The 1,103-nt window shown below is 67.5% G+C and carries 1 protein-coding gene and 1 pseudogene; both read left to right on the top strand.

The genetic code is table 11. The features are described 5' to 3' along the window. Positions 1–387 (top strand): annotated as a pseudogene (locus tag F6S12_RS32060) (ADP-ribose pyrophosphatase); the annotation flags it as partial. A 192-nt stretch (positions 388–579) separates the two neighbouring features. Next, a partial coding sequence (locus F6S12_RS32055; RefSeq protein WP_315869899.1) for a CHASE4 domain-containing protein occupies positions 580–1,103 on the top strand: 524 nt, incomplete at its 3' end.

The raw sequence follows: 1,103 nt of genomic DNA, 5'->3' as shown, positions 1-1,103 counted from the left end.
GTGCTCAAGCCCCGCAGCCTGATGGTGCTGGTGGCCGGCCCTTATCGCTCTGGTACCGACGATGACCCGGCGCTGCTGGCGCGCAATGTCGAGGCCATGGAGCACTGCGCGGCGCAGGTCCTGGCGGCGGGGCACTTTCCGGTACTGGGGGAATGGGTGGCGTTGCCCATGACCCGGCTGGCGGGTTCCCGGGCGGTGGGCGACGAGATCTACAACCAGCGCTTTCATGCCTACGCCGAGCGCCTGCTGGAACGCTGCGATGCGGTGCTGCGCATCGGCGGGCCGTCGGCGGGCTGCGATGCCATGGTCGAGATCGGCCAGCGCCTGGGCCTGGCCCTCTATCACCGGGTGGAGCAACTGCCGGTGGTGCCCGGCGGCACTGGCTGACGCGCCGCTCCAGGATGCCCCGGCGCCGGCAATCGGCGCCGGGGGAATACCCGCACAGGCCCCGCCAGGGGCTTTTCTTCAGGCCCTGCGGGGAAAAACTGTCTATCGTCAATAGGCAAGCGGGAGCTTCGTCGAAGGCCGCGTGAGGCAGGGTCGCACCGGTCGGTTTGTCGTTATGGCGCCTGGAGCACTATGGAAAACTTCGGTCTTGATCCGTCTCAAGGGCGCAGCACCTCCAATCAGGCGCTGACCCGCGCCACCTTGCTGGGTTGCTCGGGGCTGCTGCTGGCGCTGTTTCTCTTCACCGGTGTGTTGCTGGTATACATCGCCCTCGACCAGAACCTCGAGGCCGAGCAGCACAACCGCCTGGACATCGACAAGGCCCTGCAATCCTTTGCCGGCAATGCCCGCACCACCCTCAAGGACTACGCCCTCTGGGGCGATGCCTACCAGCACCTGCACCTTAAGGTCGACCTGGACTGGGCCTTCAACCGGCAGAATTTCGGCCCCACGCTGTACCGCGACCTGGGCTTTGACGGGGTGTTCGTGATCAACCCGGCCGGCCACACCGTGTACTCCCTGGTGGCCGGCGACCTCAGCGAGATGGATGCCCGCGACTGGCTGGGCGAGGCGTTGCCGCCCCTGGTCAGCGCAGCGCGGGAGGCCGGCGGCAAGGTGGTGGACCGTTACCAGTCGATTGCCGGCACCCCGGCGCT

The sequence above is a fragment of the Pseudomonas sp. JV245A genome, from assembly GCF_032424515.1.
In the GTDB taxonomy this organism is placed as follows: domain Bacteria; phylum Pseudomonadota; class Gammaproteobacteria; order Pseudomonadales; family Pseudomonadaceae; genus Aquipseudomonas; species Aquipseudomonas protegens.
Note: the sequence above shows the minus strand (reverse complement) of the source record. Positions and strands in the feature narration are given on the sequence as shown.